Source organism: Desulfosediminicola flagellatus (genome assembly GCF_005116655.2).
Classification (GTDB): domain Bacteria; phylum Desulfobacterota; class Desulfobulbia; order Desulfobulbales; family Desulfocapsaceae; genus Desulfopila; species Desulfopila flagellata.
The window spans coordinates 4,772,018-4,785,312 of sequence record NZ_CP050698.1; the positions used below are offsets into that span (position 1 = coordinate 4,772,018).

Consider the following 13,295-nt stretch of genomic DNA (forward strand, 5'->3'; position numbering starts at 1 on the left):
GAAAGTCCTCAGATCAATTTTATTTGTTGTTTCCGATTGGTGCCGACGGCTTATCATCCGCCATGATCTCCATAGTACCTTCCAACTCACATGAGTCAGGATCACGGATATCAACACCTTTAAATAATTTGAGATAATTGACCTGCAGGACCCGAACAGTCATGAGTGCAAAAGCTATCGGCAATACCACATAAAAATACTTCATTGGTACTCCGAGAGTCTGGGATTTCCAGAACAGGTTCATCTTATTGAAAACGAAATCGTAACTGAGGTATACAAAGTAGAGATTGAATGCTACCCAGATCATGTCTGCGATGAACTCACATATAGTCGCGACAATCTTGGGAAATGGTTTAAACTGAAAAGTCACCCGGTTATGGGCAGACATTTTTGCAGCATGACTTGCGCCAAAATACGCAAACCAGACAAACATATAGGTGGATAACTCTTCTATCCATGATACCGAATAACCAAATACACCGCGCAGTATGATCTGCACAAATAAAAGGGTTACGAACATCACCAAAAGCAAACGGCAAATATAACTTTCGATGTTGTTGAATAGCTTTTTGAACAGTGATTGCAGCTTCATGCAAGGCTCCTCAATCGTGGGAGGTAATTCGTTTTATCTGTAGCAGGCCAGATGAAAGTTCTCAGTATACCAGTTGTGCAGATGATCGTTTATTACAGGCAACCGGAAGTCGTCACACTTTTAATGCAACCACTTCCGGGATGTTTGACTCACGCCGCAAAGACAAGGAGACTCGTAAAACTCACGCCTGGGAGGACCTATTCCCTGATAGTCTTCCCTTATGCAGGTTATTCTCTAACCCAGATTTCTCATCAGCTCTTTAGGCAGTTACAACGTTACACGTCATTTGCGGTAGTTTACTACAGCAGCATGACTTATGCCTAGACCTGCGAGAAATTCTACTGATGAGAAATCCAGGCGAACCTGCATATTTCCTGCAACTGGCCAACTTATCTACCAAGCAGCTGCAATATATGATCAAGTTTCTCTTTACCACCAATACTGTCGTAGTATTTTGGCCATACTGCTGTTGTGGCTTTTTCGATCCATTCTTTCTCGCCATCTGCAGGATCGGAAATCTCCATACCCTTTGCAGCCAGGTCTACCTTAATTTTATCTTCAGTGTCTCTCAGGTACTGCTCAGCGAACAGTGTAGCCTCATGACCTGCTTCAAGAATAGCTTTCTGTACCGCTGGCTTCTGGTCCTGGAATACAGACTCACTGACTACAAGCGGCTCAAGAGAGAAGATATAACGGATGTTGGTGATGTATTTCTGCACTTCGTAAAACTTCATTGCAGCGTTGGTGATATATGGGTTGTCCTGACCGTGGACAACACCCTGCTGCAGACCGGTGAAGGTCTCAGACCATGCCATAGGGGTAGGGTTTACTCCCCACGCCTGGTAAGTCGCGATCATTATCTCATTTTTAGGTACACGAATTACAAGGCCCTGGAGGTCTTCAACTGTTTTAACGGGCTTTTTGGAGTTGGTGAGTACGCGAAAACCTGAGTATGCCCAGCCTACAATACGCACGCCAGAATCACGAATAGTGTTCTCAATAAGTTCTTTACCAACATCACCTCGTGTGAGTGTTACAGCCTCATCAAGACTCTGGATAACATACGGGAGAGTCAGAACACCTACTGTTGGGGAAAACGGAGTGATGTTATTAATTGCCAGGACAGAAAAATCAAGCGTTCCCATTGAAGCATCGTTAATTGTGTCCTGCTCGCTACCAAGCTGGCCATTAGGGAACATGCTTATTTTGTGCTTTCCGCCAGTTTTGGCCGTAAACAGTTCAGCGAATTTCTCACCCATTGCATACTGTGTACCGCCCTGAGCATCGCCAAGAGCCATCTTAAATGTTTTTGCCTGCACTACCTGGGTACTGAATGCAAGAAACATTGCGGCTGCTACAATTACTGGTTTAATGCTTTTCATTTTGACTGCCATGCTAAAACCTCTTTGTTTTTTGTTGTGTGCACCTACACACTTTCGGTGATTACGATCCTCCTCAGACCCTAATCACCAGACCGAATAAACTCACTGCCGAGAGTAGAATAACATTATACATCCACCTGCAACCAGCACCCTGACGTCTGATACCTGATGTCTGAAATATCAGTTGCGGACGTATGAGGGCTATAATACCACGGGGAAATTGTCAACACAAATGCCTGCTAATTGGTTAAAGAAACGTTATTTCAGCTGGAAAAATAAAAAAAATACCAGCGAAATGCGATCTCTATTTCCTTACCTGATCGACTATGCTACACTGTGATGCTTTCCTGCAACAACTACCATGAAAATGGCTCATTATTAATCCGTTATTTTTTCATTACAGATTTCATCACCAAGATCCCCACCCCTCTTTCACAGACATTCTACAAACCTCTCAATAATACTGCTTTTTTCCGAACTTCATTCCGATACAACGCACTCTTGCAGGTAATCAATTCATCAAACTGCAGCTGAAAACACCATATCAAATGTCATGCCAGTGTGATTTTTTTTGCATAATTAACAGCGATTAAGTCACTTACGTTTTTTTATTGCTTCAGCCCTGATTGCATCTTTTACATTTTCGTGAAAACGGAGGAGTATTTACCACACATTAGTGTAATCCCCCCCACCGACCAACACGTTTAGCACACTATTACATTCGCTTACATTACTACTGCCACTCCGTTTTATAACGTTTTCCACGTACTCCCCTCCTAACTATGTTGTGATGACTTCAACCAGATGCCCAATCACTGTTTTCAGATCTTACAGTTTTGTTTTACTCGTCTCGTAAACTCAGCGCATTTCCCGCTAACTTTTTGAAATGTGCTTAATCATCATCATTTTTGGCACATTCTATCTTCTTGACAGATGTCTAATATGTGATATATCAGATACAGTGATTTGGTTTTTATACGCTTGAATATATCCTTTTTTTTTCTCCAGGAGGTCTTGATGTCATCTTCCAGACTCGCAATGAAGTTTCTCTCCCAAAAAGACATGATCGAAGCAGGTGTCACCGATATGAGTCAGTGTATTGACCTTATGGATGAAGCATTTAAGCTGCTCGGTGTTGGTGACTATGTGATGGGCGGATCCACCAGAAATTCCCATGGTCAGCGTGTTTGGTTCCCTAAAGAACCGAAATTTGAGGGCATGCCTAAAGGCGGCCCTGATCAACGCTTTATGTCTCTGCCCGGTTATCTTGGCGGACGTTTCAAGGTTTGCGGAAACAAATGGTACGGTTCCAATGTTAACAACCCGAAGAACCACGGCCTTCCCCGCTCTATCCTTACTATGACCATTAACGATGCGGAAACGGCACGCCCTCTGGCACTCATGGAAGCCAACATCTTAAGCGGCATGAGAACCGGCGCTGTTGTTGGTTTAAGCGCACGCTACCTCGCACGTGAAGACAGTGAAACCCTTGGTGTCATTGCAGCAGGCCCTATCTCTAAGTTCTGCACCGATGCCATCGTAAAAGCTGTACCGTCCCTTAAGAAAGTTTCCGTCTTTGATATCAATAAAGAAGCTGCCAGCACGTTCTGTGAAGAACTTGGCGAACGACATAATATCGACATGACAGTAGTCGACAGCTTCGAAGATGCAGTCAAAGGCCAGGATGTCATCACATCAGCCATTTCAGGTGATCACACCCCGCTCTTTGAAGACATAATGTTAAAAGAAGGTTCTCTTCTCACCCTTCCCGGCCGCGCCAACGTAGAAGAATCCTACCTGCGCAGCGCCTACATTGTTCCAGACAGCTGGGAAATGCAGAAGACCTACAAAATCGAAGGCCTCATGCTCCCTGAAGATGAGCGTGCCATCCCGCATATTCAGCTGCATAACCTTGTTGACAGCGGTGACATCCAAGAGAGCGACATCCACGACCTTGGCAAAATCGCTGCAGGCATTGCCAAAATAGACAGAGCAAGTGACAAGCGCAGATACTTTATCTCCAACGGTATGATCCTTCAGGATATCGCCTGGGCAATGCATGTTTATGAGAACGCAGTAGAAAAAGGTATCGGCCAGGATCTCGTAATGTGGGATCAACCATATCGCGTATAAGTTTTCTGACAATCATACGAAACACCAATAAGTACTTGGTTTAACAAATGAGTAACTAATGAGTATAGGCAAGAGTAAATTTACCTGGAACAATCTTCCAGCAGACGACAACACCGTAACCATCAACTTTGAAGGTGAGTCCCGCAAGGTTCCTGCCGGAGTTACAGTTGCAGCGGCTCTGCTTGGACATGATGACGACCATATCTGCCAGTCAGCAGCAGAAGGAGACAAGCGTTCTCCGTATTGCCTCATGGGCGTCTGCTTTGAGTGTCTGGTTGAAATTGATGGCCTTCTTAACCGCCAGGCGTGCCTGGAACCTGTATATGAAGGCATGCACGTAAAAAGGCAGCATGCACTGGTTGATGAGATAAAATGAAGAATAGATATGATGCCATAGTTATTGGCGCCGGCCCTGCCGGTCTTGCCTGCAGTGCCGAACTGGCCGACAAGGGGCTTCAAGTAGCCATTGTTGATGAACAGGCAACGCCCGGAGGCCAGATATATAGAAACATCACAAAGGCTTCAGCACGACAACATACCATCCTCGGTAAAGATTACACCGATGGCATGGACGTCATTGACACCTTTAAAAAGGCGGCACCCGATTACCTTCCTCAGGCCAGAATCTGGCAGGCGGAATCTAACGGCGATGTGTTCCTCTCTCATGGTGGAGCATCACGAAAAATCAGTGCCGACTATCTCGTGCTGGCAACCGGCGCCATGGAACGCCCCGTTCCTTTTCCCGGCTGGACCCTGCCGGGTGTTATGACCTGCGGCGGTATGTCCAACCTTTTTAAGGATTCGAGCCTTTCACCGGTTGAGCCTGTAGTTCTAGCAGGCAGCGGCCCTTTGCTCTGGCTTATTGCAGAGCATCTTTTCACGCTCGATGCACCGGTTAAGGCAATTCTTGATACAACTCCGCTTGGTCAGATTTTCCCGGCGATGAAGCATCTCCCAATGGCGTTACAACGTTTCGGATATATGATGAAAGGCGTCAAGATGATTGCCGATGTTCATATCACCGCCATGAAGAGAAAAGTGCCGATTCACAGAAATGTTACCGATCTGCGGGCTGTTGGTAAAGATCGACTTGAAAGCGTAAAAGCCAGGTGCGGCAGCAAAGAGATTTCTTTTGAAGCTACCACCCTGCTCGTTAACGAAGGAATAATCCCGAACACCTCACTTCTTCGCCAGGTTGGTGTTGACCACACATGGGATCCGGTTCAGCGCTTCTGGCATCCTGATGTGAGTGAAGAAGGACGCACCAACTTTCCGAATGTGTTTGTTGCAGGTGACGGCCAGTTTGTTCATGGCGCCAAATCCGCTGAATATAAGGGCCAGCTTACCGGTCTTACCATCGCTAAGGAACTCCATCGCTTAAGTGACGCTGAATATGAAGAGCAGGCTGCCCCGGTTCGCGAAAACCTGAAACAGGAACTGCTGCCTCGTCCGTTTATCGATGCACTTTATGCACCACGGGAAACTCTCTACACAATGTCAGACTCTACCATTGTCTGTCGCTGTGAAGGAGTTACCGCCGGTCGTATTCGTGATCTCGTGCAGGATGGATACACAGATCATAACGAAATCAAGGCCATTATCCGCTGCGGCATGGGCCCATGTCAGGGGCGCATGTGCGGCTCTGCTGTGCTCGAACTGATTGTAGAAACCTCCGGCATCCCACCTTACAAGGCGAGACCACATCGTTTGAGGCCACCGATCAAACCCGTAAGTCTGCAGGAACTTGCCAACGCAAAACTGGGAGAAACCGATGAAAGCTGATGTATTGATAGTGGGCGGCGGTATCATGGGCTGTGCCACTGCCATTGAACTTGCCCGCACGGGTAAATCGGTCATAATTTTTGAAAAAGATGTACCCGGCCGACATGCTTCCGGTAATAACTCCGGTGGTGTACGCTGCCAGGGTCGTGATGTCCGTGAGATCTCCTTTGCTGTCGAAGCACGTAAAATGTGGGATCATCACGAATCTTCTCTTGGTTCTGACTGTGGTTTTTTTGTTTCACCACGCCTTCGACTCGCTGAAAGTGATGCGGATATGGAAGTTCTAGTTAAGCGCGAGAAACTTCTCAAAAGCATGGGCTATGACCATGAGGTTATCGTAGATCTCGAAGAAGTAAAGCGCATGTCGCCAAACGTCTCCGATCATATCGTGGGCGGCCTTGCATGCTACACCGATGGTCTTGCCAACCCGATGCTCACCTCGAAAGTATACGCTACAGCTGCAATAAATGCAGGTGTAACTATTCTTTCTCACACCCGTGTTGTAGAAGCAAAGACCACCTCCAGCGGCTTTAAGGTACGTACCAGTTCCGGCAAAGAGTACGAAGGCGAAACACTGGTTAACGGTACCGGCGCATGGGCCGGAAGATTCTCTGAGATGCTTGGTGATCCGCTTCCGGTATTTGCAGCTGCACCGACCATGATGGTTACTGACCGCATGCCGGGAATGCTTAACGGCACCTCTCTTGGCCTGACAGGTCGCCTGCTTGGCCTGATGGCAGCTAAGAACGGTACGATTGTTGTGGGTGGCGGTTACCGTTCACCTTGTGATCTTGAGAAAGAGAAAATCTGGGTCGACCCGATGCAGATGGCAAAGGCATCCAAGCTTATGACCGAGATTCTTCCAGGTCTTAAGCAAGCACAGATGATTCGCTGCTGGACAGCCTTTGAGGGATGTATCAAAGACAAAGTGCCTGTGGTTGGAGAATCCACCAAGGTTCCCGGACTGTTTCATGTCTGTGGTTTCTCAGCACACGGTTTTCAGCTCGCTCCAATGATGGGACGTGTGATGTCTCAGATTGTTCTGGGCAAGACTCCTGATATCCCGCTGACAGACTTCCGCCCTGACCGTTTTGAAGATGCAGCGTAACACTTGAAATTATACTATTATCCATAACTGGAGATACGATATGTCTGAAGGAAAAATTGTAGTTCTCGAAAAATCAGAGCCGGTTTCAAAAACCTCTCAACCAAAAGTAAACCCAAAATCAGGTGAGCCTTTTGCCAACAACCTGACTTATTTCCAGCACAGTTCTGACAATTTTAAGGTTGGCACCTGGGATTGTACCAAAGGCAGCTGGGAGCATAACCACCCAAAACTTGAGTTCTGCTACATCGTTGAAGGCAGTGTGAAAATTGTTGAAGAAGACAGTGGTGTTACCCACACGTTCAATGTTGGTGATTCGTTTGTTGTGCCCAAAGGCACCCGCGTTACCTGGATAGTTGAAGACTACGCGAAGAAGATCTTTGTATCCGCCAAGGATCTCGACGGCGAGTAATCTGTTTTTTACAGTTTTGCAGCCACAGAATTCTGATAATAGAGTTCTCCTGACAGGTCATAGAGTCCCCCTAGATGTTTCGCTCTATGGCCTGTTTTATCGATCTAAACGTGATCGCAATTCCCTGTGTCAGCTATCATTCCAACGGCTTGTAATAGAGTCTATATTCTTGATGCTCAATCTCCCCTGCCCAAATCAAAAAAACACCATCGCAGCCACTCTCTGGTAAACTATTCAACTATAGAAATAGATACTGATTGATCGAATAATTCCGACTGAGGATAATCCAAGCAACAGGATCAGCGAAAGCTTTCGAAACAACTCAGGCCTGGCTACATGAAACAGTTTCTTTCCAACTGTTACCCCAACCAGCAAAAGCGGTAAAGAGAGAATCGAATAAGCAATAACAGTGCTATCGAGTATTCCATGTCCTCCAGCAAATATAAGCGCATAAACATCGGTGCCGAAAAATATTGCAATGAGCGTTGCCCGAGTAACAGCAACACTCATACCTGTTGAAAGTAGAAACGTTACAACAGGCAAACCTCCTAATGCTGCAGTTCCGTTACATACCCCAGAGACAAAACCAAGCCCTGCATGTACCGAAAATGTCTGGGGACCTTTGTAGCAAAAGCCACGCAGGATGAGCAGAGCAAACACCAGCACCAGACATGAGATAAGCAATCGCATTAATTGCGGGTCAAGCAAAGCTAGCAGCGACATACCTATCGGTGTCCCAAAGCTGATCCCTACTCCCAAAGAAGCAACCAGCATCCAGTCAATAGATCGCCATACAGATCTAAGCAAATGTGCACTTGCAGTAATTTCCAACAACAAGGCCATCACAACGGTTGTAGCCGGAGGCAGAATGAACGTTAAGCCTGTAACAAGAATTGCAGAAAAACCAAAACCGGTAAGACCTCGAATAATTGAAGCGAGGAATAACACTGCACCTGCAATACAGATCTGAGATGTTGACAGACTACTTAGTGCACTATTAAAAAATGAGAGATTCACTCTTGCTCCAGGTGACGTTCAGTATTTGAGATGAAGGATAAAAGCAGCAAACACCACGCCACTCACTGATATCTGATATATCTGTAATGTCTGAAACAAATATACAATATTTCATTTAAACCGGCAATTTAAACGACCTGGTTTTCAAGTAGATGGTTGATAGTTCATATCTATAATGAACAGATGCTAGGTATACACGCAGAGCAATCGGGACATTGAATTATCAAGGCAGGAGACACTAGATTCTCTTTACATAATCTTCATATAATCTTCACTTCACCTTCATCTAACCCAATAAAACCGTGATTAACTTCGATACAGAGTCAGGGCAGGCACTGTGAATTTTAATTATTCACTAACCTGCTCATCATTACTAATCATGTATCAATGGGGTGAAAATCATGACACATTTTCTGACAAAAACGCTGGTAATAGCTCTTGCAGGAACATTCCTGACAATTGGACAAGCTATGGCAGCACGGGTTAACGTCACAGTTAAAAATCTGACTAACGGAATATATTTTACACCATTACTTGTCACAGCCCACGATGGTGACACGATCCTTTTTGAAGTCGGTTACGGAGCTTCTCCAGCTTTGCAGGCAATGGCTGAAGGAGGAAATATTGACTCACTCACTGAACTTGTTGGAGGAGAAGACAGCGACACAGCAGTAAACCCTGCTGCGGGTCTACTGGGACCAGGAGAAATGGTCACTGATATCTACTTAGATACAACACGAACCCGAAATACATATCTATCGCTAGTAGCAATGATGCTCCCAACAAATGATGGTTTTGTAGGACTCAATTCACTCCGTATTCCACGTGTCCCAGGAACGTATCGCTATCACCTCTATGGATATGATGCAGGAACCGAAGCCAATGACGAACAGATTACAGGTGGTGGAGCTCCCGGCATCCCAGGAATCCCTGCCGCACCCGGTGGGGATGGCGGAAACAATGGCACCGGTGTCGCTGATGCAGATGCAAATGCAACAGTTCATATACATCGCGGAGTTGTGGGCGATACAGACTCCACAGGAGGAATAAGCGATTTAGACAGTACCATTCATCGTTGGTTGAATCCTGTTGCTGAAGTTGTTTTAGAGGTGAGTTTTAAACAATTTCGCGATTGATGAGCCCATGTAGTTCCTTGCTGCATTGAAAACGGACGACTTTCAACTGAGACAATCATTCTGGGTAGATAACGGTCTATCAACAATTGAGCTTAAAAACCGTTATCTACCCAGGATTAAAACATAAACGTAAACAGTTGACTGACAGATACCATCAAGACATCTCAATTGCATTGGGAAATATGTTGGACAAACGGCACTATCCAATCAATCGACGACGATTTCTAATACGTGGACAAAGTACGAACAAAGTACAAACCAGGACGTCGTATCCACCAATCATCACCCTCCCCCCAACAACAATATTCTGTAATAAAAATGATATCGATTATAACCGCTAAAACATCCGAAATTACCACTGCGTGATACGTATTGTTAAATTGTCTTAAACTCAATTGACGATAAAATTGTCCTTACCATATGGAAAAAGAGGAAATTCAAGGAAATCTTCCCGAAATGTGTGTTCCCAATCATACTGTTATCTATCACTATTCATGAAATAATCTCAATATCGCGACTTATTACGACTAGTCGTATATCTTGGGCTATTGCAGATATCCCAACCTCTGATTTCAGTAAACTTCCCCCTAAAAGCACACAAAACTGTAAGGAAAATATCAGAATTGCCAGTTATACGACTAGTTGTATATCAAGGTCTATTTCAGTTATTCCGACCTCATTGAAATCTCAAGCATTCACCTTGCAACAATGATTTCATTAAGATACTATATTGAATTATTGAAACATTACTGAGACATACATTTAAGAGAAGCGACTTCATCGGGATTAGTGACAGATCCTCCGTTGACCTCGACTAACTGTCAAAAGACGAAAAACAGGTCAATTCTCCCCGAAATGCGACTAGTCGTATATTACACGTTCGAGTAAGATAGAATCAAATAAAAACAATCAGTTGCACCAACCGCCCCCAGTGCAAATCTGAAATAAATTTCAAATCATTCCTTTCTATGGGGCGAAACGGACTCGAACTGGCAGGTATAATAAGAAACCACGGAGATAGTTTTTCCGAAGGGAGAAGTCTATCTACAAAACAGAAGCGAGTTTTGAGTGCCATTCAATATTGCCGAACAGAACGATTGGGTTACCATCTGGATCAATGTCCCGAATGTAACCACAAAGAAATCAGTTATAATTCCTGTCGAGATCGTCACTGTCCCAAATGCCAGGGAATAGCCCAAAGACAATGGGTAGAAAAAAGAACTAATCAACTCCTGCCTGTCCCCTATTATCACGTCGTATTCACTCTTCCTGCCGGCCTTTTCCCCTTCGGCATTTATAACAAGAAACTGATCTATAATTTGCTGTTTGATGCAGCGGCATCCACTTTGAAACAGTTTGGCGCAGACCCGAAATGGCTAGGTGGCAAGATTGGCTTTTTTGGTATTTTACATACTTGGGGTCAGACTTTATGGCATCATCCGCATGTTCATTTTATCGTTCCGGGAGGTGCAATTGGAGATAAAGGGCAATGGATAAAACCGAAGCATGATGGAAAATTCCTTTTTCCGGTTCATGCTGTCTCAGATGTCTTTCGCGGCAAGTTCATGAAGAACTTAGAAGATGAAATCAAGAAAGATAACTTTGTGTTGCCCGATGAGATGTCAGTATCAAAGAAGACTTGGAACTCAGAGAAATTTCTTAGGTCCCTGACTAAAAAAGACTGGATTGTCTACTGCAAGTCTCCCTTTAAAAAAGCAGATCAGGTCATTAAATACATTGGCAGATACACACATAGGGTCGCTATCAGCAACAATAGACTGCTCTCAATGTCTGGAGGGAAAGTTACTTTTGCGTATCGGGATTATAAGGAAAACAGATGCAAGAAGATAATGCATCTAGATGCGCACCACTTTCTTCAGAGATTTCTATGGCATGTATTGCCTGAGAAATTTCATAGGATTCGCCATTATGGTTTCCTTGCAAACGGAATTGCAGAAAAATCTGTAGCAAAAATCATAAATCAAATAGGTGCTAAAAAGTCAGGAAAATCGGCAGAAAAGACTCAGACTGGATGTATTTGTAAGAATTGCGGAGCAGGAATCATGGTGGTGTTGAAAATGATCACAGCTACGGGACACCTGATAACTCTGCAAAACAGTCCATTATTCAATAGTTCTTAATCGACTATATGGAGTAAGCAGGTGTGATTTGACGGGATCCATAGGGAAAGTGCGTTTTTCTACCATAAATATACATAATAAAAGCAACAATGTACGTGCAACAGACCACTCTTTCCATTACAGTAAATGGACGAGCGCACAAAATGACAAAACACAGACAACAGAAAAGTCATTTGATAGAGAGAAAGCCTGTGCTTTTACCCATAGCAGTGGAAGGATTAATAAAACTTCGAACAAGGCGTTCAACGCAGACACCAAAAGATCGCGGCTTTAATTTAGCGTGATAATAGATGTAAGAAATTTGCAGCAATTAAGAGAATCTTAGATTCTTTTTGGTGCTGGTTAACTCAACGTTAAATTTTAAAATAACAGAATCCACCCTACAAGAGCCACAAATAACAATCACCACCACTATTAGACATGATAAGTAGTAAACATTATGGATGAAACAAAATTCAAAATACTCAGCTTGATTGGTACATGGTTAGCATCGCTTGGTACAATCAGTGCAGTTATTACTTCATTATATTTAGCTCGCCGTGAATCTAAGATAAATTTATCTGTAAGTGCTGGTCATAGAGTAATGATAGGTGGTGGCATTCAAGGTCAAAAAGATTACTGCTCAATTTATGTGGTTAACCAAGGGTTTCGCAAAGCAACTATTACAAATATAGGTTGGCGTGTTGGTCTATTAAAAAAACGATATGCCATCCAGCAACTAGATCCCAGTCAGTATTCAAGTCCAATGCCTATTGAGCTTAAAGATGGTCAAGAAGCAAAATATTTAATCCCACTCCACAATTCTTCAAATGAAAATGATTGGATAGATAGTTTTGTAACCGACTTTTTAAGCAAATGCCCAAAACTAGTAGTAAAAACAATACGAGTTCAAGCATTCACCTCTGTAGGTAAAACATTCGAAAGTAAATTAGAAAAAGGCTTAGCTAAAAAGTTAATTGAACATGCAAAAATATCATTAAACAATGGGGAATCGTGATATCTTCAACGTTGGTGCTAATTACGCTGTAATGTAACGCACCCCTTAATGAAAACAAGGCAGCCACAAGGTATAATAAATAAACATTAATTTAACCAGTCAATAAACACGGACCCGCAAACAGCGCGGGCCGGTTATCAAAACGTTATTCATGTAAAAAATAAAATCCTCAAAATACCAATTTATCTAAGCAATGATAATTGAAAATAAATATGAATTAATAGCACTTCATCGATGCTTACTAGAAGCAAAGTTCTCTGCCAACCCAGATGACCTTGATATAGTCGCTAGTCCAATCGCTGCAAAAATTGCAAATCAAGTGATTGAGGAGTTATCAGTTATCGAAGGTGAAAAATGGCTCGAATGGCGACAAGCTGAAAACCACCCAAAGAAATTAACAAATTTAAAAAAATCTCTTCTAGGTCGGGATTTCAAGTTAATTAAAAGTTATGAACAAAAAAAAGATTTCATGATTGATGCATTAGCCCCACTCCTTGCAGGAGAAGAACTTTTAAATAGTTTAATTACTGAAGTGTTTGATAATATTAAATTTTGAATAACCAGGCGTTCAACCGGACTGCTGTAAGGCCAGCGAATC

12 protein-coding genes are annotated in these 13,295 nt (G+C 43.7%); 9 read left to right on the forward strand and 3 right to left on the reverse strand.

What is annotated here, in order from left to right; all coding sequences use genetic code 11:
• Positions 1 to 19: 19 nt before the first annotated feature.
• The gene (locus FCL46_RS19725) at positions 20 to 592 is read right to left on the reverse strand and encodes a TRAP transporter small permease (protein ID WP_136805837.1); all 573 of its coding nucleotides are present in this window, start codon (positions 590 to 592) and stop codon (positions 20 to 22) included.
• 389 nt (positions 593 to 981) lie between these two features.
• On the reverse strand, positions 982 to 1,974 hold the full coding sequence (locus FCL46_RS19730) for a TRAP transporter substrate-binding protein (RefSeq protein ID WP_420811286.1): 993 nt from the start codon (positions 1,972 to 1,974) through the stop codon (positions 982 to 984).
• A gap of 1,017 nt (positions 1,975 to 2,991) precedes the next feature.
• Here FCL46_RS19730 and FCL46_RS19735 point away from each other — a divergent pair.
• From FCL46_RS19735 to FCL46_RS19755, 5 genes are read left to right on the forward strand one after another with little or no spacing between them, the layout of a single operon-like run.
• Complete coding sequence (locus FCL46_RS19735; RefSeq protein ID WP_136805839.1) at positions 2,992 to 4,107, forward strand: tyramine oxidase subunit B; 1,116 nt, start codon at positions 2,992 to 2,994, stop codon at positions 4,105 to 4,107.
• A gap of 58 nt (positions 4,108 to 4,165) precedes the next feature.
• The gene (locus FCL46_RS19740) at positions 4,166 to 4,483 is read left to right on the forward strand and encodes a (2Fe-2S)-binding protein (RefSeq protein WP_136805840.1); all 318 of its coding nucleotides are present in this window, start codon (positions 4,166 to 4,168) and stop codon (positions 4,481 to 4,483) included.
• Positions 4,480 to 5,889, forward strand: coding sequence for an FAD-dependent oxidoreductase (locus FCL46_RS19745; protein WP_136805841.1), 1,410 nt, complete (start codon positions 4,480 to 4,482; stop codon positions 5,887 to 5,889). Before FCL46_RS19740 ends, FCL46_RS19745 begins: the two co-directional genes overlap by 4 nt.
• Complete coding sequence (locus FCL46_RS19750) at positions 5,879 to 6,997, forward strand: NAD(P)/FAD-dependent oxidoreductase (RefSeq protein WP_136805842.1); 1,119 nt, start codon at positions 5,879 to 5,881, stop codon at positions 6,995 to 6,997. Before FCL46_RS19745 ends, FCL46_RS19750 begins: the two co-directional genes overlap by 11 nt.
• Positions 6,998 to 7,037: 40 nt before the next feature.
• Entirely contained in the window at positions 7,038 to 7,406 is a 369-nt protein-coding gene (locus tag FCL46_RS19755; RefSeq protein WP_136805843.1) for a cupin domain-containing protein, read from the forward strand.
• Positions 7,407 to 7,640: 234 nt separating this feature from the next.
• Here FCL46_RS19755 and FCL46_RS19760 read toward each other — a convergent pair whose 3' ends face one another.
• Positions 7,641 to 8,423, reverse strand: coding sequence for a sulfite exporter TauE/SafE family protein (locus FCL46_RS19760; protein WP_136805844.1), 783 nt, complete (start codon positions 8,421 to 8,423; stop codon positions 7,641 to 7,643).
• 401 nt (positions 8,424 to 8,824) lie between these two features.
• Here FCL46_RS19760 and FCL46_RS19765 point away from each other — a divergent pair, with 401 nt between their 5' ends.
• From FCL46_RS19765 to FCL46_RS19780, 4 genes are all read left to right on the forward strand, one after another.
• A complete protein-coding gene (locus FCL46_RS19765) occupies positions 8,825 to 9,559 on the forward strand; it encodes a spondin domain-containing protein (RefSeq protein WP_136805845.1) in 735 nt (244 codons plus the stop codon).
• Between the two features lie 968 nt (positions 9,560 to 10,527).
• Positions 10,528 to 11,700, forward strand: a complete 1,173-nt coding sequence (locus tag FCL46_RS19770; protein WP_136805846.1) for an IS91 family transposase — start codon at positions 10,528 to 10,530, stop codon at positions 11,698 to 11,700.
• 439 nt (positions 11,701 to 12,139) lie between these two features.
• Positions 12,140 to 12,697 (forward strand): hypothetical protein, encoded by a 558-nt coding sequence (locus FCL46_RS19775; protein ID WP_136805847.1) that lies wholly within the window; start codon positions 12,140 to 12,142, stop codon positions 12,695 to 12,697.
• 193 nt (positions 12,698 to 12,890) lie between these two features.
• Complete coding sequence (locus tag FCL46_RS19780; RefSeq protein ID WP_136805848.1) at positions 12,891 to 13,253, forward strand: hypothetical protein; 363 nt, start codon at positions 12,891 to 12,893, stop codon at positions 13,251 to 13,253.
• Positions 13,254 to 13,295 lie beyond the last annotated feature (42 nt).